Here is a 21,955-nt window from a genome sequence, read left to right as displayed (position 1 = left end):
TATCACAATTAATGAATTAATTTCAATTTAAGGAGGTTATCTTATGCCAACGATTTCTAATCCCCATGATCCTTACAGTGGATATAATTTTTGGGTTGAATGGGATGGTATTGTTCACGCTGGTTTTCAAGAATGTACTGGTTTAACAGCTACTCGCAACACCGGAACTTACAGAGAAGGAACAGATAAATCTTTAGGTCAACGTAAAATCCCTGGAATGAATGAATATGGTAACATTACCTTAAGACGAGGAATTACTGATAATCAAGAAATGTGGGAATGGCACAAAAAATTACAAAATGGGGAAACGGATAGGCGTAATCTTTCGATTATTTTGGCAGATGACAAAGGAGAAGAAAAAATCAGGTGGAATTTAGAACAATGCTGGCCTACAACTTGGACAGCTCCAGATTTTAATGCTACCTCAGATGAAACTGCTATAGAAACTCTGGAATTAGTTCACGAAGGAATTACCGTAGGTTAATATTTTTTTTGATTGACCAAAAAATCAGGTTAAACAGTTGTCTGTAGCGACCGAAGGGAAGTAATCTCGTACCACTCATCAGATTGCTTCCTTTCACGGAGTGTAAGTCGCAATGACTTGAATGTAGTAATTATCATGATTTTATATGGTAACCGAATAACTGAAATGACTTTTGACTTTTGACTTGAAAATCATGCAGCAAACAGAATTTCCTTTTATCTTGCCCCAAGGATATCTTGACTTGGAAGGCAATACCCACAAAGAAGGTATTATGAGACTTTCTACAGCTTATGATGAAATTGCTCCGATGCGAGATCCAAGAGTACAGAAAAATCCTGGTTATTTAGTAATTATTCTCCTAGCAAGGACAGTAGTTCGACTAGGAACTTTAGAGCAAATTAATACTAAGGTAATTGAGGGTTTATTTTCTGGAGATTTTGTTTATCTGCAAGATTTTTATCAAAGAATTAACCAAAATGGTCACAGTCGCCTCCGGGTAGCTTGTCCTCATTGTGGTGGAGAGTTTGAGGTGGAAACTACTCCACTGGGGGAGTAGTTAGCTACCCCCTAGAAAGACTCATGGAGGAGGTAGCTTATCTGGCATATCATTTTCATTGGTCTTATGAACAGATTATGAGAATGGAACACCGAGAACGTCAGCAGTGGGTAGGACAAGTCGCACAAATTAATCAGCGACTAAACGATAATAATGGATAATTGATAATTAGGGTTTGCTGAAAAAAGCAGAGTGGGGGACCCACCCAAACCCAACCCACCTCTCCCAGGAGCAGGGCTGTTTCATTCTCGATAGACACGGGGACACACCAGACACACCAGACACGGGGATAGAGGCTTTTAAGCGACGTTGAACCAAATATTTTCTCAGAGCAAAAAGGACGCTTATTGGGTGAAAAATCGCCAAATTTTGGTAAATTTTACTGTTCCCCTATCCCCTTATCTCCCGTTCTCCATAAATCGTTAATATACTAGACTTTGAAATAGCCCTGCCTCTCCCAGGAGGGGTGTTAGGAGGGGAAGTTATCCCAGGAGAAGAAGTTAGGAGTCAGGAGAAATGGGAATTATAGAGGAGATAGTAGGAAGAGTTGTCCCTTGATTTTTCAGTCCTTGTCTGCCCAAAATACTAACTTTTTGAACTTTTTAGCTGACCCGCCAAGAAGCCTCACACCATAATTTTAATTTGGTGTGAGATGAATTGGCGGTAAATTAGTGGGAGGAGATGTCCCACTAATTTACAATATTATTCTGGGGTTTTCTGATTTTCAATGTACTTTTTCAAAGTGGAAATTGTTACCCCACCGCAAGAAGCAATAAAATAAGAGCCATTCCATAAAACATCGCATCCAGTAAATAGCATTAAAATGTTGCTGAAAATTCTTTTCTTAATCGTCGGCTTGTAACTGTTTTAACGTTATTAACTAGCTTGCTTAACATAACGTTGGGATGATACTGAAACAAAATATGAACGTGGTTTTCTTCCCCATTAAATTCTACTAATTTACACTCCCATTTAATTAATAATTCTTCCAAAATTTTATTTAAGCGAGCCAGCATTGATGCTGTAAAAACATCTTTCCTGTATTTGGTTGTTAAGATTAAATGGGCTTTTAAATCTGACACTGAACGACCACTTGATACAAAATCCGATTGCATATTAGTTGTCATTTTCAAAATTTGGTGTTAAAATAAAAGCATACACTAAGTTAAAGCAGATATGCGCACTGCCTACCAATACAAGTTAAGGCCGAACAAAGAACAAATAGCCACAATAGAACTGTGGTTAGAATTGTTACGTCGGCAGTACAACTATAGATTAGGCGAGCGGTTCTCATGGTGGTCAGAAAACTGTTGTCCGGTTAACGCTTGCCCCTTAGTGATGCCAATTCCTCAACTAAGAGATAATCCAGATTATTACTCTCAGAAAAAGGATTTGGTCAATACCAAAGATAAATTTCGGGAGTACAAATTAATTCATTCTCAGGTATGCCAGGATTGCATTAAACGGGTAAAACTAGCTTTTGTGCTTGTGGTTTAAAGCAGATAAAAACGGGCAGCGATTAGGCAAACCAAGGTTTAAAGGAAAAGGACGTTATCGCAGTTTTACTTATCCTCAAATCAAACTTAACTGTATTGAAGGAAATCAGATTAATTTGCCCAAAATAGGAAAAGTAAAGTTAATTCAGCATCGTCCAATACCAGAAGGTTTTCAAATTAAAACAGTAACAATTAGCCGTAAAGTAGATGGTTATTATGTAACTTTATCCCTAGAAGACAAATCAGTTCCAGCTTTAACAACTAAAGTTGAACCTACATTAAAAAACACTCTGGGAATTGATATGGGACTGAAGGAATTCTTAGTAACAAGTGAAGGAGAATCTGTCCCCATACCCCAATACTATCGAAAATCTCAGCAGCGATTAAAGACTCTACAGAAACGTTTATCTCGTAAAAAGAAAGGTAGTAAAAGATGGTTAAAAGCTCTTCTGTCTGTAGCGAAACAACACAAAAAGGTAGCCGATAAACGTAAAGACTTTCATTTCAAAACAGCTAATGAATTGTTATCAAAAGCCGAAGTTATCGCCCATGAAAATTTAAACATTAAAGGGCTAGCAAAGACTCGTTTGAGTAAATCAATTAATGATGCTGGCTGGGGACAATTTCTAACTATTTTAACTGTCAAAGCCGAAAATGCTGGACAGAAAACTATAGCAGTGAACCCCAAAAATACCAGCCAAAATTGCTCAAACTGTGGAAAAAAAGTTCCCAAAAAATTAAACATACGAACTCATTCTTGTCCGCATTGCGGTATTGCGATCGATCGTGATGTGAATGCAGCAATAAATATCAAAAATAGGGCGGTAGGGCATTCCGTCCTTAAAGCACGCGCTTGTCCGACGGGGTACCGGGACTGGGAAACGAGAAGCCCACACTATACCGCAAGGTTAGTGTGGGAGTATGTCACGTTATGACTTTCCCAATTAAATTCTAAGAGGATGTATTTATGAATTTGAGAAAAATTTTCTTGATAAGCTTTAGCCTTATAGCTTTAGAGGCTACTATTAATAACAATGAAATTAAAGCGGCAACGACAGGAACAATCGTAGGTGGAGATTTTTTTTATACTAGATTCATGGATGGGCAAACTACAGGTGATATAGGAAGAGGAGTATTTTTTTTTGATAAGGTAGATGGTTCAGGCAATGTAATATTTAAAGATCTTTTTGATAATGGAATAAGTATCCCACCTCCAAAGCCTTCAGGAATACTTTCAATTTTTAATGGTGGAAAAAGCCTTGTTTCAAATCCACCACAAGTAAGATGGGACTGGGGTGAATTTGGACTAGATCAAGGAGATTTTTCTTGTAATCTTAGTAATGGTTTAGGTACATCCACTCGTTTAGGAGGACTTTTTGTTATATCTGAGTGTATGGCTGACCATATAGACATATTGCATGAAATGGAACTTAATGAAAGCCCTGAACTTTGGCAAACATTAGATCCTCCTATTCCTGTAAATCCTAATTTAGATCCTAATATAATTGCTCAAATAACTAATTTATATCAAGGAACTTCTGCAAATAATTTTACGAATTTTGATATTGATAATAATCAAATTACAATTCAACCCAATATACTAAATTTACCCTCTCCAGAATCAAATGAACTATTACAAATGACAGGATTCACAGAAATCAATCTTGTTCATCTAGATCCATTAAATACAAATACTGGAATTGAATTAGCAACTTTAAATGTAAACGAAATTAATAAATTTACCTTTGATTTAGGTCTATTTGATTCTGTTGATGGATTTGATCCATGGTTACTTAGTTACACAATAAAAAATCCTGACACTGGACAGCAGATCAGATTTTACGATGATAAAAAAATTCCTGAACCATCAAGTGTTTTTAGTATTTTTACCCTTGGTATTTTAGGAGTAAGTTCAACTCTTAAGCGTAAATTTAAGTCTTCTAAATCCACAAAAAAAGAAGATATGGGCGATCGTAGTAATGTTACAAAAACTTACGTTAAGACCATTTGAGCTGTTGTGAAAATCCTTAAAAACCTGATTAATTCGTAAACACTGCACCTCAGAAGTCAGGGCAAATGCATCTTATTTTGAAGTTCTAACAGAGTAAGGATGTCAGGCTCCTAAGTATTTATATTTACCAATTCTGTAAAGCTTAACGGTACAAGTTTCCAGAATTTAGATGCGTTTGCCCTGGTCTAAACTTCAGTTTATAAATACTCTAAGAGCTACTAAGGGACATTCCTCGGTTCTCTCTTGATGTTTTGAACAAATCTAGATAATGATAGGAAGCCTGCCAAATCTAAGATTTAGATGCTGGCAATAGTTTCGCTGGTTCTTTGGTTTTGAACGTTCTGAATAAAAAAGTGAACAGAAAGTGAGCAGTTTAATAAAAAAGTGAACATAAAAGTGAACAGTTTTATAGAAAAATGAGCAGATAGGTGAGCAGAAAAATGAGCGATCGCCGTGGAATTACTGTGAGATTATTAATTTTAGATATATATGATCAATACCAATTTTCCGTTAAGTGCAGCTTTATGGAGAAATGTTATAAGCAATTTTTTTTAGTTTAGAAGGAACTTTTTATGTTGAAAACTAATACTTTAATTTTTCTTTGCTTATTGCTAAAACTACTATTCTGGGAATTACATTTCCAGCTAAAGCTTTACTTAATGGCAGCATTGTAACTCATAACAATGATAATGTAGAACTCAAAAAAGTATTTGACTTAGAAGTTCCAACTGGCCAGTCTAAAGTAGTGCAAACAGTTAGTGGATGGGAATGTGAGCTAATAGGAGAATTTTGTCTAGAGATAGAAGAATGTAAATGTGATGAAGGTGAAATTTTACCTATTCTTAATCTGGAAACTATAGAAGTCACAGAAACGAAAACATTTGGAGTAGTTAATGTTTATCCAGGGAAAATTGATATAATAGAACTTCCATCTATTAAAGACTTAATAGGAATTCCATGGTTAATGAGTAGTTCTACCTTGGATGAAATTTCAGGGAATACATTTCCTGATAATTTTTCTTTAATCAGCATGCCAGAAGGAACTTCTTTAAAAGAAGCTTCAATATTTGGATTAAGAAGCGGAACAGAATATTCTGCTTCTATAACTGAAATTAATGATTTATCAACATTACCAACATCTTTTTTAAATACAGAGGTAACTTGGGATTTATCTAAATTTTCAGAAACCACCGGAAATTTTTACTTAGCTCAAGTTGAAATGCCTCTTGAAGAATTTTGTTCTGTTCCAGAACCTTCTTTTATTTTTGGAATACTTAACATTGGTATATTTGGTTTATTTAGTAAATTCAAGAGAAAATTTTTCTAAAGGCAAGAAATATTAAAAGTCTGCTGTATCTTTCATCAACTATTTATTAAAATAGTGAATACTGGAATGCCGTCAAATCGTTATATAGTTTGTGATTGCAGAGAACTTGGCACTTAATTACAGTTACTCTAGTTTTATGCCTAGATGTAGATTGAAAATTAATGGAACTTAGAACAGTCTCATTCTGAAACTCTTAATTAATAAAAAGAAAAATAATGTTAAAGAAGATTTATTTTTTAGCAAGCTTAATGACAGCTTTTACAATAACTCCTATTGCTTATGGAGCATCTTTTGAAGATAATTTTAGTGATGGAATCATAGATTCTTCTATCTACAGCCCTTTAGAAAATGGAATTATTGAAGAATCTTCAGGAACATTAAATGTAACAGTTAATGATATAGGTGATGGAGTAGATATATTTTTAGATGAAGTAATTCCTGATGCTCAATGGATTAAAATGGACTTTTCTATGTTTGATTTTTTGATAGGAGAAGGTCTTACATTTGAAATTTTTTCAGGAGAAAGTGATACTATTTCAGATTTTGATTTAACGGTATTAATAGACGAAGTATTAGTAGAGAGTTCCGATAATTCATTATTACTTAATGAAAATGAAAAAAACTGTGCTATTCGTGTTACTGTAAATATAGATTTAATTACTAGACGTAACGAAATAATACATTTAGATCAACCTTGTAGCGAAATTGATGCTTTTCAAGGTTTTTTTAGAATTGATTGGATTCCAAAAGATGGAAAATGGAAATACGATTTTGGAACTGCTTCAGGTGATACAAATAATATTCCAGATATAATAAATGATACAGTAATTCCAAAACTTGACCCGCCTAACAATACTGATAAGAAAATAGAACGTATAAAAGTAAAATTTAAAACTTTTACACCACGTGATCCACTCTTTTCCATTGATAATCTTGGTGCAGAAGTGATACATCGTAGTACTAATGAAAATACTTCTTCAAAATCTATTATTATTTTAGGAATTTTCCTTATTGGTTCTTATTTGTCAAAAAAGATTTTATCATAGACATCAATGCTACACAAGTAAGTTGTTTTGTAATAGATACAAAATTCACACTCATTGCTTATCATCCAGAAAAAACTCCAGAAATTTACTCATGTCAGATTGTACTCCATTAGTAAATATAGGTCTTGGAAAGCTCACGGGGTGACAAGCAAGCTGGAAGATAGATATATCAAGGAATTTATAGGTTAAGCTGAATAATAGCCAAAGTCAAATATCAAGCTTATTGAGAATGGAAGGGGTGTAGTGCGAGTTCAGAGCGCTCGCACTACACCCCACACCTAATACTCAAAGCCATAGTTACATTTTTTTGTTACTGTGTCTTTCCGATAGCAAATGCTATCGGAAAATGTCGGACTTAATCTTAAAGCTGGAGCGATCGCTTGCTTTTAGATAAAGGCGATCGCTTCCCACAAAAGTCAATCTATGCCACAGGCAACCTCACATCACTAGGAGTAGTAGTTGGTTCAGCATACAGATTCTAGTTGAAACTATAAGATTCACCGTTAACCTCAAATCTTTCAAAATAAGTTTCCAAATTTGCCCAAGTTTGAGGCTCGTAATCCCAGGTAAAACTACTTTCTTGACGTTAAACTGCATCGCTGCAATACTCTTGAGTTAAGTTAGTAGTTGATTTCGTAGCTAAATTCCGGATATCAGTTTCACTGATGTCTAAACACATCGCCACCCTTAGCAAGTCAATTTCAGAGCAACTGCCTCCTCGACGAATGTTGTTAAGATTTGATGTAGGTATTTGGGTTTGCTCCCTAAGCAAATCGTAGTGTGTATCTACCAAGTCGGCCAAATCTTTGTAATCGTGAACTGGCAAGATGCCTAAATCCATCAATTTTTCTCTGCAAGCTTGTTCGATCCAATCGCTCATAGCTACATCTTCACTAGCCGCAACCCGCTTTATCATCTGTTTTACCCATTGAGATAATACAATGGAGGTCTTAATTTTTCTGTCATCATTGGCCATCCTGCTTAATATTTCTTTTTATCTATATATCTGTATCTACCTGTTATCTTTACATCTAGGTTATACTTTTTCTTTATTTACTTTTGACGGTAAATACCTTATTACCGTATACTTAGATCAACATTAAAGAGGAAACGCAGGAGAAAGCCAGAGCGCTCAAGCACCGTAGCTAGTACCTCAACAAACTTATAACAAAACAAAACCGTGACTCACCAAAGCCACGGCGTAACAACTGTATCTCGACCAGGTACAGACAAACTCATTTAAGAATTGCCCGTATGGGCCTCTACGGAGGTTGATGAACAAAACTACTCAAATTTCCGAGTCCCCGCACAGAACCTGGACGGACACTCATTACAGCCTAACTCCCGATGACTGGCTATTTTCAGCAAAAACGACTTTTGGAGAAGGTGAGGAGGGGGTAGCCTTGAACTGTCCTGGCTACAGCAGAGACGGAAAAGGGTTTGTAATTCACTTTAAGGTGGAACATCTAGAGGCTGTACATAGTTTATTGTCAGAATTGCAACTCCTCAAAGCTGAACAAATTTGTTCTATAAAATAGTTTTTAAAAGCTGTTTTTATAGAGAATTAATTGAACTGTGTAGCGATCGCCAGATATGATTCAAAGGTAACTATTGATTACCATAGATATAGATGTAGTTCAAATTCACCCTAGACAATGCCTATAACAAAATGCCATGTAGAAAATAATTCATATATTAAAACTGGCATGAGTCCTGAAGAGTATTGTCAAATATGGGTCCCTGTACTTTACAACACTTTACCAGAACAGCGAGGATACAAAGCTCGCTGTATCGAAGAGTTAGCAAAAGTCACAGGTTTTACCGAGCAATCTATAAAAAACTGGGGAGCTGATTTCAAAGGGCATCCAGACTATGTCAAGGTCATGCTAAAACAGGCCAACATCATCAACGAATTCCGTCAGTTATTCAAAAAACACTTTGTTGATGGTACTTGACTTAATAGTAATACCTGGTTACTTTTAAGCTAAATAAAAACTACAAGGAAGTTACAAGCTTCCCTATAGCCAAAAAAGATAATTAAAAAATTCTTGAACCATGAATATAGCACATTTCGAGGATATAAATCCAGCCTCCCTACTTTTGCAATTCCAGTGGCTATCCCAAACGCAACTAGCAAAAGCCCTGGGAGTCAATCCATCTGCCGTATCGAGATGGATGTGTGGCGCAACAAACCCAAGCCGGACTATTCAACGACTAGCCTGGGAACTTTTACAGATTTTAAATAAGTGGCCACTGCCGTTCCCTCCAAAAATCGAAACAGCAGAATTGGACCCACTACAACTGCTAACAAAATTTAATATTTCCCGTTTTACATTAGCTGAAGCTCTAGGAGTTTCGGTTCGAGCTATTGGCCACTGGATTAATGGCCAGAACAAACCATCTCGAAAAGTACGCCGATTGGCCCATCAACTGAATCAAAAGTGGGTTGTACTAACCGGATAGGATGTAGTGATCGCTCCCCCGTGTAATCAAGTGCAGTTAGTTGCACTTGAGCCGAGCATCACTCCATCCGTACTTCCGTTGCATCATAGTAATATTGCATTCATGTTAAAAATCTTGAACTGCGATCGATCGTTCAAAAAATACCAAACTATACTGTATATAGCTGCAGTTGTGTTATTTCAGATCGCGAATCGTATATACAAGATTTTCAATTAACCCCCGCAACCCACCACTCTCTGATGTACACGGAATTCCCACTGTCTGCAACCAGGAAATTCTGTAAACGATATCAATAAAATTCATTATGATACATCTACAAAGCCAACAAGAGCTGGTGAGAATTCTTCAAGTCCAGCTACAGCAAGAACAAGAACGTCTAGAAGACATGAGTAATGCGGATACAAAAATTTCCGCATTAACAGGAGAGTTGGCTCCAATACTCGAAAAGTATCCCGTATATCGAGCCGATGTTGCCGAGCAACTCGGATTAATCTTACCAACATTACCGTCACCAACACTGCGAGTAATTGAAATAGTTGATGGCGATTATCGAAAAGACGAACAAAAAATGTAGTCTCGGACACAAAACCCTCAAAATATACCGAAAGTAGTAATTGTCTAGATGATAATAGTCTAGACAATCAGACAGAACTGCCTGCAACAGAGAACGCATCAAAAGATGTTGATGTAACTTGGTACAACTCCATCAGTGGAGAAGTAAGTGCAGGGAACGAACGAAGGTATTTTCGGGTACTTTGGAACAACAAACAAAATCAACATCAAGTAGGTCTCAAAAAATCTGAATCCGCCAAGAGGTGGAGTAAAGATATCAATCCCACTACTCAACCCTTAATAGATAGGGTGGAGAAAGAATTCAAACTAGGAAAACCTGCTGAAAATTTTCGACAGAAATTGTACGAAGCAGCAGAGGAAGTAGGAGGTAAGTTTACTGCTTCTTTATGTAATTTAGGTACTTCCGGCACTTTCCATCTAAATGAAACTTTTGGCGTTTTTCAGATCGAGAATGAAGATATCGAGGTAGGTCATAACGACGGTAACTTTTGGTATATCCGTCCTGGTCGCAACAAAGTTTACTGTTCTGGCGACCTTCTTGCCTTTGCTGAAATATTGAAAGGTATAAAAACGGATATAGTTTTAGCGGAGCAGAAATCAAAAGATAGCATAACTCCTCAGCTTAAGGCAGCAGAAAATACCCAAATAGACACTGCTGAGATAGTAGATGTAGCTACGGTTCCTACTGTCACTTGGTACAACAGCAGTACCGGAGAAGTAAAAAAAGGTTCTTTTAAAAGGTATTTCCGGATAATTCCGGACGATATCAAAGATGAGCATGAAATCAAGTTTAAACAAAAAACCAACTCAGGAAACTGGATTCAACCAGATAACTCTACTAAACTATTTGCGGAGGCTATCTGGGAAGAATTCAAAGCAGGTAAACCCGATGCAGTAGAAGCCATTCTACAGAGATTGTACAATGTGCCAGAAAAAGTAGGAGGTAAGTTTGTCAAAAGTCATTCAAGCTGTACTGTAGGTAAGTTGGGCACTTCTTATATCCCAAATCAAGAAAGTATTGAAGTAGGCTATAACGACGGTAGTTATTGGTATTTTCGTCCTGGGTATGAAAAAGTTTACTATTCGGGAGATGTTCATGAGTTTGCTGAAATCTTAACAGGTTTAGTAAAAAAAGAGCCACCAATATCCAATTCTTCAAAAATAGAAACAGCTAAACCAAAATCCTCAGACTGTTGGTACACACCACCAGAGATTGTTGAATTAGTAGAACTTGTGTTAGGAAAAATAGACCTAGACCCCTGTTCTGACGACGGAAAACACATACCAGCAAAATACCACAAAACCATAAGAGAAGATGGACTTGCTTGTGTATGGTTTGGGAAAGTATTCATCAACCCACCCTATAGCTGTCCTGGTAAATGGATAGAGAAACTGATTTCAGAAGTTAATGACAGTAACGTCACAGAAGCGATCGCTCTCTTGCCAGCATCAACAGATACTAAATGGTTTAAACCACTGTGGAATCAACCCATCTGTTTTTGGAAAGGAAGGATTAAATTCCTAGACGTTAATTACCAACCAAAACTACCCGCACGTCAGTCACATTGTCTAGTCTATTGGGGAGAAAATATAGAGAAATTTAGACAAGTATTTTCTCAGTTTGGAGAAGTAAAGTTACCAACAAAAAACGAATCTACACAGGTTGAAGTTGAAGTTGACCCCAAAGAAGTAGAAAAACATTAACACTCACAGAAAGAATCACACCATTACTATTAGAAAATTGGGTAATAAAAACCATAGATAATAATCAAATATTTATCTACTCATCAGACACACAAAACAGTAGTAATTGGGTAAAAGTAACTGATATTTCTCACACAGAACATGGGAAAACCTTCCCCTTCCTAGTCTCCCACGAAACCCGATTTATCAACGATGTCAAGACGATAGAAGAAGCGATCGAAAGAGCAACTTGGTGGTTTGACTGCCCTATCATTGACAACCTTGAATTGTTGATGGACACCATTAACAGTTACGACACGGACTTACTTAAAATAACTAGGGAAGAAAACTCAAACACAGCTCATATCCTGTCGGGAGAAAATCAATTAGGCACAATCTTTCTCAAAAGCAATGATACGTTAGAAATTCCAGAACGCGAATACCACCTACTCGAAGACTTGTACAGCATCGACATAGGTACTTTAATCGAAGACATCGAAAAACAAAAGCTAGGTAATTATCGTGATTATCTAACAGGAGTAAGTAGTTTAGAACAAGAATTGAACCATCTAGACACTCTCCAAAATGCACTCCACTGCCTCTCTAATCATTTGAATTTCATCGTCATCCGTCAAGGAGAAATATTTAAAGCTTACAACGGTAAAGAATGGTTAGAAAATTACTTAGGCTCCGTCAAAGTTAATGATTTAGAAATCAAACCAGACGAAGAGTTGATTAATAATCTATTAGAACAATATTCATTTCTACTCAATCAACTAACCATTGATATTATCAAAGGTGAACAATCAATTGAAATAGAAAATTACATCATCACTTCGGAACCCATCAAAGAATTACTAATTAAAGAAACCTGGAATGAACAAGACTTGGAAACTGCCAATAATCTACTCAATAAACTTGTAGAATCAACTCCACCCTGGAACGAATTGACAGAAACTATACGCCATAAACATCAAAAAATATTTGAAAAGGACCCCGAACAAACTGATGATAATGACACTAATAATGGAGGCTCCATTACTCCGACTCCCTCTCCCAAAAACCCTAACAATAATGGCAGTCAGACAATTGAATCAACAAAAGAAGAATTAGACACATTATTTTCAGCAATCCAATCATACCAAACCGACTTAAACATTCAAAAAAACAACAACAAATTAACCTTCTATCAACAGAAATACAGACTAGGTTCTGTCGAACTAAATCCAAATAAATTAGTAGCAGAAGAAGGCTTAATAGCAAACCTCAAAATCTCCTACGGAATCGACATCAAAGGTTTAATTGAATCGATAGAATTCGCATCACTTGATAATTGCTTTGAACTAGACCCATTCGAGCATATTGGCAAAAGTAATCCAGCCATCTTTATCCCTGGATGCGTCGTCGCTCCCACTTGGAAAGAGGGACGCGGACTACAAGGAGTACTACAGTTAGTCAATGGACAAGTAGCCACTATTCAATGGCTGAACTCCTTAGACCACGGGGATAATGTGCCAGAACAAGTAAACATTGGTTTGCTCCGTTATATTGCAGCTCAACAGACAGCTAAAAATGACAGCCTTCACACTGAAGCATTAAGCGATGAACCCACAGCAGAAAACTTTGCTGCACTGAAATTTGGCGGTCTGATAGCAGCAACTACTGTTAACAACACTAATACCAACAAAGAAAACTCAGAAGTCGTTGAAAATACTACTGCTTCTAGCTTTCCTGATGACAACGAAGACCTAATCTGGGAAGACCTGACCTGGATGGATGCCATCAAAGTAAAACTCGAAAAGCTCGAAGGTTTTACGGTAAGCCATGATGAGGTAGACCTCACTGCATGGCATTACGGTACAAAAGTAGGTAGCATCCACCACAACGAGGAAAACGAACTAGAAATAGAACAAAAATTAATTGGTGAACTGGCTAAATATAACTTCGACCTAGAAGCATTTTTAGTAAATCTTAATATCCCCTATAAGTTCTATCACCTCAAACCAGTCGTCATCACACCAACAACCGAACGCTCTGATCTTCAAACCTCTGAACAGGAATCTAGCAGTGAGCAAAAAATGACAAAAAAGCCTCCAGTAGAGGAATTAAACTATCAAGTAAATGGCAAAAGTATCAGCTTCGGTTTAACCCTACCACAGCTACTATCAGAACAAAAAACAGTCACGCGGAGGATGTGGAAAGATAGCTACGCCAAACGCTTCCTTAATGACTGGAATGCCAGACCGGGAGAGTTTCTCTACCCTGCACTAACGAAAAGCTATCGAGTTGGTGGTAAGCAAGTTGGTTACATCAAACTCACCCATCAACCTTACCAAGAAAAATTAGCCGATATACCCACTTCTGACTTAGCAGCAGAAGGTTTTCCAGAACTATCACGCGCAGAATTCATCAACAAATTCTTTGATGGTAACGACCAACAAATAGCATGGGTAATTCGGTTTGATTTTATCCCTAATAAGGAAAAGCCTGAAAATAACGCAGAGCAAATAGGTGAAAACTCACCATTACCATTAGACCTGCTCGACCAAATGACTGCTGTATTTGATGGGTTAGAGAGCATCCGTACCTCTCGCTCTGGAAACGTACTTTGGTTTTACCGTGGGTCTGAAAACCTCTATCCCTGTTCAATGAAAACCTTTGATGATAATACTTCCACACTTTTCCCTACTGTCAAGTTGAACGACAAAATGAAAGAACTATATGGTATTGATATAGATCGAGTCTGTTATGACTTAGAAACAGGTAAAGAGGTTAATATCAATAATTATATTGACCATAGCGTTTTGGAGCAAACAATTAAAGACAGCCACAAAAACAATGATACTATCACTTGGCAAGACTTATTAAATAATGCTGCCTACTTAGATATTACTGATAGTCAAACTTCTGATGAGTTGAACACATCCACAACCACAGAACAGTCACAGACCAATACAGAAGAACATCCTGAAAGACTACATTGGCTCAAAGACACATCAATGTTTAACCGTAGTGAGACTTACATAGTTTGGAACGGAACGCAGAAATGCGGGAAAATCAACCTTTGCAATAAAAGCAAAAACAAAGCAGGATTTGGCAAATGGTACGTCAGTCCCAACGTTTTCGGACCATACTACGACACCATCGAAAAAGCAGCGACAGCGTGTTGGCAAGACTTTATTTCCCAAAATGCTGAACAGACGGCAACACAAGAAGACTTAATACCTTTCTAAAACAATTAATAATTAACAATTAATAATTAATAATTAGGAATTAAAAATCATGGAAAAAATAATGTAATCCAAAACAAATCTTTCAAATTTGCACTACGAATAGTTAAGTTATCACAATATCTAAACCAGGATAAAAAAGAGTATGTTTTATCAAAACAAATACTTCGGAGTGGTACAGCAATTGGTGCTTTAGTGCGTGAATCTGAATATGCGGAAAGCCGTGCTGACTTTGTGCATCAACTGCGGATTGCCATCAAAGAAGCTAACGAAACGCAATATTGGTTAGAGCTATTACATCAAGCTGATTACATTAATAAAAAAGGTTTTAAATCAATTAATCAAGACTGTATTGAAGTCATAAAAATCTTAATCGCAATCATCAAATCAACAACAAAAAAATAATTATTAATTGTTAATTACTAATTGTTAATTATTAACAGGAGTGCCAAAGTCAAATGAATCCACATTTTATTAACAATACCAACGTCAACAACAATTCCGACAACACGACAGAAACAGAATCACAACAATGTATGAGTGATAGCGTTACCAAATCTTATAACACCTTTTCCGGTGACGAGCATCTACCCGAAGGCCATATAACAACCCATCCCTTTAGTCTTACTCTAGAGGAACTTTCAAGCTTGCTTAACAATGGCCAGGAATCCAGTGAAAGTGTAACTACGAAACCAGAGGCAATTTCTCAAAACCTACGAGTCACCCACCATCAGGATTGTAGCGGTTCCACAGAGGACTCTAGGGAACTGTCACAGTCCAAACCAGCAGAAAACAGTGAATGCCTCAATCAATCAACAATCCCTGGCCTAATTCAAGATGGCCTACCAAAACAAAAAATCTGAAACTCTACAAACCAGACTTAATCAGGACTCTAGGGTTTCTACTGAGTACTCTATAGAAAAATCTCCCAACAAACCAGTTGGGGGCAGTAGAAAAACAACAAATCCACATCTGTTGGCCAATTATCTGATAGTCCAATTAATTGTGAAAAAGCTCAACTTCTGAAAACTTTACCAAACAAAGACTCTAGGGTTTCTACTGAGTACTCTATAGAAAAATCTCCCAACAAACCAGTTGGGGGCAGTAGAAAAACAACAAATCCACATCTGTTGGCCAATTATCTGATAGTCCAATTAATTGTGAAAAAGCTCAACTTCTGAAAACTTTACCAAACAAAGACTCTAGGGTTTCTACTGAGTACTCTAGTAGGAAAATCTCCCACACAAACCAGTTGGGGGCAGTGGATGGCTTCATAAATACACAAAATTAATCGAAACAAAGACTGGAGTTAGTTGAATATCCCCGTGTCAAAGAAGGTCAACGTTCTCAATACAATCCTAAACACTGGTATTGGAACTACTGCTGGCATAAGAAAGGGAAAAACGGTAAACCTTTGTACAAAAAGGGCAAAGCAGTAGTCTCCTCAGTCGGATGTCCGATCAAAAAGGTAAGAGCAGCTAGTAGTGCGATCGCTGCCAAACTACCACATCGCCAAATTTTAGAAATAATCAAAGGCGACAACTCCCCACCCACATAGACTTTCACCATTATACATCTTAATACAACAACCCATCACTTCTGAAAATTTTTTAATCACTGAAAACTTATGAATTTACCATCAGTAGCATCTCAAACAAAACTGCTGCAACCCTCATTGTTACAGCAGCATACTCAAAAACCTGGAAGAAGATCAACAATTATCTCTAAACCTCATTATAGCATCATCACAAATTCCCCAACTCAGAGATTACCAGCTCCAAGTTATTGACGATCTATACAAGTTCATCAAGCACAACCACCGCCGAATATTAATTGTCGCCCCTACTGGAGCAGGGAAAACTATAATTGCTGCTTCCTTCATACATCAAGAATATTCCAGTGGTAAAACTATATTGTTCATCGTTCATCGTGATGTGCTTATCAAGCAAACACTAAATAAATTTGCTAACTTCGGCATTGAATGTGGAGTCATTGCTGGAGGCTACAAAGAAACTCGCTCTGCCAAAGTTCAGATAGCCAGCGCACAAACTCTCAGTCGAAGGAAAATCAATTGGTTTGCTCCTGACATTGTATTAATAGATGAAGCACATCAAACCGCCTGGAACAAAGTAGTAAAGAGACAATTAGAAAATTACCAAGGTGAATTTGGCAATACCACCTTTATAGGTCTCACCGCTACTCCCTGGAGACTTTCAAAACGAGAAGCAATGTCAGACCTATTCGATACCCTCATTGCAGCTCCAACTCCAGGCGAACTTATCCTCAAAGGATACTTGACACCCCCAATTTACTACAGTGTTGATGGTGCTGACCTCAAAGGAGTGCGGACTGTAGCAGGTGATTATGATAACTCTGAGTTAGTAGTACGTTGCAATGTGCCAAAGGTCGTCGAAACTCTAGTCTCCGAATGGAAGCGATTAGCCAACGGTAGATTAACCATTGGCTTTGCTGTAAATGTAGCACACGCAAAAGCGATCGCCACTGCCTTCAATCAAGCTGGCATCCCCGCAGCAAGTGTAGACGGCACCATGCCCACAAAAATGCGAGAAGTAATTTATTCACAATTACAATCAGGACTCATCAAAGTCTTAGCAAGTTGTGAGGCATTGGGAGAAGGTTTTGATGTCCCTGCCATTTCTTGCGTTTTATTATGTCGTCCCACTAAATCTAAGGCTAAGGCATGGCAACAGATAGGCCGTGCAGCAAGACGCTTTAAGGGTAAACATGACTTCTTAATTCTAGACCAAGCAGGGATAATCGCACGATTTGGTTTCATTGAGGATACCACAATATTTACCCTGGGGAAATCCGACAACACCCCCACTGGTGTAGCTCCCACAAAAATTTGTCCGAGTTGTAACGCCATAAATCGCAATTTCGACAAGGTGTGTAGCTGTTGTGGCTATCAATATCCAGCAGCACCATTACCTAAACTTTTACCTACTCAAGAGTTCAAACTATTACGCTGCACGGCAGATAAGGTCAAGCAATATCGCCATTACCATGAACTGCTCACAGAAGCTTACCATCGAGGACTAAAATCTAATTGGGCAGATAAACAATACCAAATTCATTATGGATACTGGCCTCCCTACAAATGGATGCACGGTGCCATATTTGGTTCGCAACCTACTGTGGCTGACAAAGTTGCGTATCAAAAATATTTACTCCGCCTGATGAAAGCCGACGGTCAGTGCATAGGTTGGGTTGAACACCACATGAAGATGATTTTTGGCGATCAAACATCCGTTCCGCTCCGCGATAACTATGTTTAGCTACGCTATCGCGTGTGAAGATAAGGCTTGAAAAGAAAAAAAACTACGGGACTAACACCCCCGTAGAGAAAACAAACAAAAATGAAAAAACTTATGAACAAATTATTGCACAAACATCAAAATTCTGCAACTACTACCCTAATCTCCGCTGTCAAAACTTCTTTACAGGAGGAAGTGTAAAATGGATTGGAAAATATTTAATCGCCACCCCAGAGCCTCAGAAATAGCAGAAGGTTTAGGAATTATCCCTCCTAACTTGGCATTAACACCAGTAAGAGAAAAACGCCCCTATAGAAGTAACTGGCAACATGAAGAGCCAGTTAGTAGGGAAGCGATCACTACTGCCATAACCCAAGGGCAAGATTTAGTCAGTAAAAAAGGTAAACCATATACAGCTTTTGATTCTGGATATGGGGTAAGACTAGGTGAGATATCCGATGGACTGCTGGCCATAGATGTAGATGGCGCTAGTGCCGAACCTATTCTCAAGGCTATTTGTCCAGATTTACCTAAATCTGTAAGTTGGACATCAGGAAAACCAGGACGGTATCAAATAGCATTTCAAATCCCGCCGGAGTATAGGGAAAAATTAGCCAACTTTACCCGAGCTGTAGTCCGAGAGTGGAAGGGCTTAAAAACTGACACAGACGAACTTTTAGAATTTCGTTATAATTATTGCCAGTCCGTTCTGCCGCCCTCCTACCATCCAACAACTGGTAGATATAGCTGGGTAAATTCCCAGCAGATACAGAAGTAGCGATTGCCCCACAACCTATCCTAGATGTACTCCTAGAACTAGCCGACAAGGAAGCTAAGGCCACCACTGAAGCTGAGGTGAAAAAGGCAGAACGCGCGCGGTACTTAGAGCAACGTAAACTAGAAAGACAAGCCTTACCTACTCTCAGCACTGCTGACTCCTTAGCCGATATCCTAGAGCTGGACATCCTCCCCAGGCTAAATACAGAAGATATATATAATTGGAGCGAGCATCAATTTAAAAAGCATGGGCCCAATAAATTAGTTGGTTACTGTCCACAACACAACGGGTCTAGCGGTACGGCATTTCAAGTAAATACAAAAGACAATTCCTGGTATTGTCATGGTTGTCAGGAAGGCGGTCATCCTGTTCAATATCGTTGGTTTTTGAAAGGTGAGCATGGCACACCTACAGGCAAGGATTTTGTGGAGATAGTTGAAGAGTTGGCTGACGATGCTGGCGTAGAACTGCCGGAGTGGAAACCACCGCAGAAACAAAGTCAGTCTAAATTAATACCTGAAACTGAATACAACTTCAAACACAAGTTCCCACGTCTACTAAAAGATACAGTCAGTAATCTGGCTCAAGATCTTAAAGATAAGGTAGCCAGACCTGCTTATAAGTATTTCCGTCGGAATGGCAAACTACCACCCGCGCCAGAGCTACACCCCAAAGAAAAACAACGTATTCGTCAAGCGAATGTTGCAGAAGCAAAACATTTAGCAGAAACTACTACAGCAATAGTTAAATGGGAACCGCCTTTACTATTAGGTAAAATTCAAATTAGATTAGGAGATGATCCTAATAACTGGAATGTACCAACAGACTTTGAAGATTGGAAAAATCAAGGTAGTCCAGCTTATGTAGTTCCTCCAGGGATGAGGAATATTTTTGAAGCTCTTATGGTCAAACGCGGTATCAAAAATTTGTTTGACTCTAGTGGTACTGGTACTGGCAAAAGCCATGACACAGGTAATTTACCACCTTATTTGGGAATCAATCCCCATACACAAAAAAAATCTGAAGACGACCCTACTCTCTACTATATTTGTGACGACCCGCGTAACCCCACTACAGAAAGCATTGAGAGTAATTCGGTTGTTTTGCCATCTCGTCATAGTGGTTTAGTTGAAGATACTACCAAGCAAACGCCTTTGGGATACCCTCATATCCGCCGACCTAAAGGTAAGGAAGAGCCTACTATAGAAGCATCTTGCATCAGAGAAGCTATATTTAGATATTTCCCCGAATTTAAAAATCGGACTCTATTCGGCGGTAAAGCTTCTGCTGGATGCCAAGGATGTCCCAAGTTGTTGAATGAGGACGGTAAAGTAGTTTGTCCACTGCTGGTTGGGCGCTGGAAAACTAAACAATACGCACCATTTATCCGTTCTCATCCTCAACAGCTCTCTACACTATCTGAAACAGATATTGCAGTAGTAGATGAAGCTGCCAAGATTCTTAAATCAACAAAGGACATATTTGTAGGTAGTGAATCATTAAATGAAGCTTTCTATGAATTAGGAACTAACCTCATAAAGCATCAAGTAGATGGCCTGCATTATGGCAATGCTATCTTCCGCGCTCTCTCTCCTTTAATCCAAATAATGAAGGAAATGATGGTATTTATAGATTCCACTCCCAACATTAAGAAAAATGGATTGAATCATAATGAGTTTATTAATTTAATGTTTGAGAAGTTAGCCGATCTTTATTGTAGTCATGGTCTAATTACAGAGCAAGAAAAAACGCTTTTTTTAGAAGCTAAATCAGGCAATTCTAATTCCAGTGATGTACTTCAATTAAAAAGTATTAAAGGTTCATGGATAGAAAAATTAATTAATCGTGCTTTGTGGAATTTATCTGCTGTTGAATTTTTAACTAAAACTGATACAAATATTTGGGGAGAAGTTCGGGTATTTGGAAATAAGGATATTAGGGTTGTCAATGTAAGTCCTACTGTTGAAGATGTAGTTCAAATCCTCAAAGAAGTATATAAACCAAACTTAGAAAATTTGATTGAGGATGATAATTTGCCTTGGGAAATCCAACGAAAACGGATTGATGAAAAGTGTAAATTAAACTTTGTTACTCCACTACTAAATGTTCTGACTGGAAGTAGGGGATATATCCAAGCTAAAAGCTATGGGTTTTATATAACTCAGTCAGATAACCATGTAAAGCGGAGTCTTTTCAATGCTCAGAGTATTATCTATAAGGACGCAACAGCACGACCTGAAGATATAGCTATGCGTATAGGTGTTGATTCTGAGGATATCCTGGAATATAAAGTCGCTACACCTGCTGCTACTAATTTAGTTATTAAATTAGTAGGTGGTTTCGGTAGTTGTGGAGCACAACGGGATAGTAAGGAACAGAGAGAAAAGGGATTGAGTGAAGCTTCGCTACCAAAACGATTAATCAAAGGTGTAGAAAAAATTATAGCGGATTCCATATCTCTTACAGCACAGCTTGGTAAAAAGGCGAAAATAGCTTTGATTGATTTTCAGGGGCAACTCTCTAATTATAAAGATATACAAGGGATTGATTATTTTGGTTATTGGTGGCGAGATAACCGAGGAACTAATATACTCCAGGACTATGACGTAATCATCGCTATAGGCAACCCTACGGCAAATCTAGGTGCTAAGGCGGCTTCCTTTAGAACTTTGACTGGTAAGTATGCTAATCCTGCTAACCCTACTGAGGAGTTTAAGGAGTATATCCAGCATTCTGTGGTCAGTGAAAAATTACAGTTAGTCGGTCGTCTCAGAGCGCATTTACAGCCTCACAAACAGAAGGAAGTTCATCTACTGGGGGATTATTCGGAACATTTGATTTGGCAGCTAAAAGATAAATTTCCCGGATGCCAAATCAATAAAATGATGGCTTATGATTTATGTCCCGAAGCTGCAACCCGACGAGACCTTGACACTAAGATGGCCATTGAACTGGGTATGAAGTTACTACGTTTTGGTCAAAAAGTAACCCAGGAGAAAATAGCTAAGGAGATGGGATGTAGTCAAAGTTGGG

The 21,955-nt window shown here is 37.9% G+C and carries 20 protein-coding genes and 2 pseudogenes; 19 read left to right on the top strand and 3 right to left on the bottom strand.

Features of this window, described 5'->3' with window-relative positions; translation table 11 throughout:
- Positions 1 to 43: 43 nt before the first annotated feature.
- The 3 genes and pseudogenes from SAGCYANO_RS07500 to SAGCYANO_RS07490 all read left to right on the top strand — a co-directional run.
- Positions 44 to 484, top strand: coding sequence for a phage tail protein (locus tag SAGCYANO_RS07500; RefSeq protein WP_202219508.1), 441 nt, complete (start codon positions 44 to 46; stop codon positions 482 to 484).
- Positions 485 to 677: 193 nt separating this feature from the next.
- Positions 678 to 1,040, top strand: a complete 363-nt coding sequence (locus tag SAGCYANO_RS07495; RefSeq protein ID WP_202219507.1) for a phage tail assembly protein — start codon at positions 678 to 680, stop codon at positions 1,038 to 1,040.
- Positions 1,041 to 1,060: 20 nt separating this feature from the next.
- Positions 1,061 to 1,201: pseudogene (locus SAGCYANO_RS07490) on the top strand (DUF6760 family protein); the annotation flags it as partial.
- A 541-nt stretch (positions 1,202 to 1,742) separates the two neighbouring features.
- On the opposite strand, the pseudogene tnpA reads toward SAGCYANO_RS07490, so the two are convergent.
- A pseudogene (gene tnpA, locus SAGCYANO_RS07485) lies at positions 1,743 to 2,155 on the bottom strand (IS200/IS605 family transposase).
- Positions 2,156 to 2,216: 61 nt separating this feature from the next.
- On the opposite strand from tnpA, the gene SAGCYANO_RS50065 reads away from it, so the two are divergent.
- The 5 genes from SAGCYANO_RS50065 (at position 2,217) to SAGCYANO_RS07465 (ending at position 6,920) form a co-directional block, all read left to right on the top strand.
- Positions 2,217 to 2,537: a helix-turn-helix domain-containing protein gene (locus SAGCYANO_RS50065; protein ID WP_375339853.1), complete on the top strand. Its 321-nt coding sequence runs from the start codon at positions 2,217 to 2,219 to the stop codon at positions 2,535 to 2,537.
- Positions 2,527 to 3,471, top strand: coding sequence for an RNA-guided endonuclease InsQ/TnpB family protein (locus SAGCYANO_RS07480; RefSeq protein ID WP_375339892.1), 945 nt, complete (start codon positions 2,527 to 2,529; stop codon positions 3,469 to 3,471). Before SAGCYANO_RS50065 ends, SAGCYANO_RS07480 begins: the two co-directional genes overlap by 11 nt.
- A 32-nt stretch (positions 3,472 to 3,503) precedes the next feature.
- A complete protein-coding gene (locus SAGCYANO_RS07475) occupies positions 3,504 to 4,547 on the top strand; it encodes a PEP-CTERM sorting domain-containing protein (protein ID WP_202219505.1) in 1,044 nt (347 codons plus the stop codon).
- Positions 4,548 to 5,148: 601 nt separating this feature from the next.
- Complete coding sequence (locus tag SAGCYANO_RS07470; RefSeq protein WP_202219504.1) at positions 5,149 to 5,874, top strand: hypothetical protein; 726 nt, start codon at positions 5,149 to 5,151, stop codon at positions 5,872 to 5,874.
- Positions 5,875 to 6,089: 215 nt separating this feature from the next.
- Complete coding sequence (locus SAGCYANO_RS07465) at positions 6,090 to 6,920, top strand: hypothetical protein (RefSeq protein WP_202219503.1); 831 nt, start codon at positions 6,090 to 6,092, stop codon at positions 6,918 to 6,920.
- 586 nt (positions 6,921 to 7,506) lie between these two features.
- Here SAGCYANO_RS07465 and SAGCYANO_RS07460 read toward each other — a convergent pair.
- A complete protein-coding gene (locus tag SAGCYANO_RS07460; RefSeq protein ID WP_202219502.1) occupies positions 7,507 to 7,896 on the bottom strand; it encodes a hypothetical protein in 390 nt (129 codons plus the stop codon).
- Between the two features lie 298 nt (positions 7,897 to 8,194).
- On the opposite strand from SAGCYANO_RS07460, the gene SAGCYANO_RS07455 reads away from it, so the two are divergent.
- The 8 genes from SAGCYANO_RS07455 to SAGCYANO_RS07420 all read left to right on the top strand — a co-directional run bounded on the left by SAGCYANO_RS07455 (position 8,195) and on the right by SAGCYANO_RS07420 (position 15,732).
- Positions 8,195 to 8,458: a hypothetical protein gene (locus SAGCYANO_RS07455; RefSeq protein ID WP_202219501.1), complete on the top strand. Its 264-nt coding sequence runs from the start codon at positions 8,195 to 8,197 to the stop codon at positions 8,456 to 8,458.
- A 117-nt stretch (positions 8,459 to 8,575) separates the two neighbouring features.
- Positions 8,576 to 8,875 (top strand): hypothetical protein, encoded by a 300-nt coding sequence (locus SAGCYANO_RS07450; protein ID WP_202219500.1) that lies wholly within the window; start codon positions 8,576 to 8,578, stop codon positions 8,873 to 8,875.
- A 100-nt stretch (positions 8,876 to 8,975) separates the two neighbouring features.
- Positions 8,976 to 9,383 (top strand): helix-turn-helix transcriptional regulator, encoded by a 408-nt coding sequence (locus tag SAGCYANO_RS07445; RefSeq protein ID WP_202219499.1) that lies wholly within the window; start codon positions 8,976 to 8,978, stop codon positions 9,381 to 9,383.
- Between the two features lie 304 nt (positions 9,384 to 9,687).
- Positions 9,688 to 9,957 (top strand): hypothetical protein, encoded by a 270-nt coding sequence (locus SAGCYANO_RS07440; RefSeq protein ID WP_202219498.1) that lies wholly within the window; start codon positions 9,688 to 9,690, stop codon positions 9,955 to 9,957.
- Positions 9,958 to 10,244: 287 nt separating this feature from the next.
- Complete coding sequence (locus tag SAGCYANO_RS07435) at positions 10,245 to 11,660, top strand: DNA N-6-adenine-methyltransferase (protein WP_202219497.1); 1,416 nt, start codon at positions 10,245 to 10,247, stop codon at positions 11,658 to 11,660.
- A 272-nt stretch (positions 11,661 to 11,932) separates the two neighbouring features.
- A complete protein-coding gene (locus SAGCYANO_RS07430; protein WP_202219496.1) occupies positions 11,933 to 14,872 on the top strand; it encodes a hypothetical protein in 2,940 nt (979 codons plus the stop codon).
- 39 nt (positions 14,873 to 14,911) lie between these two features.
- On the top strand, positions 14,912 to 15,274 hold the full coding sequence (locus SAGCYANO_RS07425; RefSeq protein ID WP_202219553.1) for a four helix bundle protein: 363 nt from the start codon (positions 14,912 to 14,914) through the stop codon (positions 15,272 to 15,274).
- Between the two features lie 53 nt (positions 15,275 to 15,327).
- Positions 15,328 to 15,732: a hypothetical protein gene (locus SAGCYANO_RS07420; protein WP_202219495.1), complete on the top strand. Its 405-nt coding sequence runs from the start codon at positions 15,328 to 15,330 to the stop codon at positions 15,730 to 15,732.
- Positions 15,733 to 16,246: 514 nt separating this feature from the next.
- Here SAGCYANO_RS07420 and SAGCYANO_RS07415 read toward each other — a convergent pair.
- A complete protein-coding gene (locus tag SAGCYANO_RS07415; protein ID WP_202219494.1) occupies positions 16,247 to 16,438 on the bottom strand; it encodes a hypothetical protein in 192 nt (63 codons plus the stop codon).
- Positions 16,439 to 16,557: 119 nt separating this feature from the next.
- Between SAGCYANO_RS07415 and SAGCYANO_RS07410 the strand changes: the two genes are divergently transcribed.
- The 3 genes from SAGCYANO_RS07410 to SAGCYANO_RS07400 form a co-directional block, all read left to right on the top strand.
- Positions 16,558 to 18,165 carry a DEAD/DEAH box helicase gene (locus SAGCYANO_RS07410; protein WP_307785835.1) on the top strand — a complete coding sequence of 536 codons (1,608 nt, stop codon included), beginning with the start codon at positions 16,558 to 16,560 and terminating at the stop codon, positions 18,163 to 18,165.
- A gap of 181 nt (positions 18,166 to 18,346) precedes the next feature.
- A complete protein-coding gene (locus SAGCYANO_RS07405) occupies positions 18,347 to 18,922 on the top strand; it encodes a bifunctional DNA primase/polymerase (RefSeq protein ID WP_202219492.1) in 576 nt (191 codons plus the stop codon).
- A 77-nt stretch (positions 18,923 to 18,999) separates the two neighbouring features.
- Positions 19,000 to 21,955 (top strand): CHC2 zinc finger domain-containing protein (locus tag SAGCYANO_RS07400; protein WP_202219491.1); only part of this gene is annotated, 2,956 nt, incomplete at its 3' end.

It is taken from the genome of Okeania sp. KiyG1 (assembly GCF_014132355.1).
In the GTDB taxonomy this organism is placed as follows: Bacteria; Cyanobacteriota; Cyanobacteriia; order Cyanobacteriales; family Microcoleaceae; genus Okeania.
Note: the sequence above shows the minus strand (reverse complement) of the source record. Positions and strands in the feature narration are given on the sequence as shown.